Below are 438 nucleotides of genomic sequence, written 5' to 3' on the forward strand. Positions count from 1 at the left end.
GCCCAAGACCCAGACGATCTTGCGGGAGTCGGCGAGGAGGTTTATTTCGCGGTGAAAGGCGTGGTTCTTCTCTTCGAGGAGCTCCAGATCGCCCCGTGCCGCCGCCGCGATGAGTTCGTGGTGAAGGGCCTCGAGTTCAGCGACGCCAGCCGGCCCGGCTTTCGTCACGGCCCGGCATGCCAACTCACCCCCAATGAGGGCCTGAACCTTGAAAAGGTCCCGGATGTCCTGTCCGGTCAAGGGCGCTACCAGAAAACCCCTACGGGGAACGAGCTCAAGAAAGCCCTCCACCCGCAGAGCCTGAAGGGCTTCCCGGGCCGGCGTCGTGGAAATTTCCAGGGCCTCGCCGATCGACTCGGGGCGAACCGATGTCCCGGGCCGCAGTTCGCCGGACATGATGAGCCCGCGCACATACGAGGCGGCCTCATCGCTCAACTG

General features: G+C 64.6%; 1 protein-coding gene. It reads right to left on the minus strand.

Annotated elements, in window-relative coordinates:
- Nucleotides 1-435, minus strand: a 435-nt coding sequence (locus tag AC1DKD_RS42155; RefSeq protein ID WP_477144857.1) for a GntR family transcriptional regulator, incomplete at its 3' end; no start/stop codon positions are given.
- Nucleotides 436-438: the final 3 nt, after the last annotated feature.

The organism is Cupriavidus sp. 05T313, from assembly GCF_056396665.1.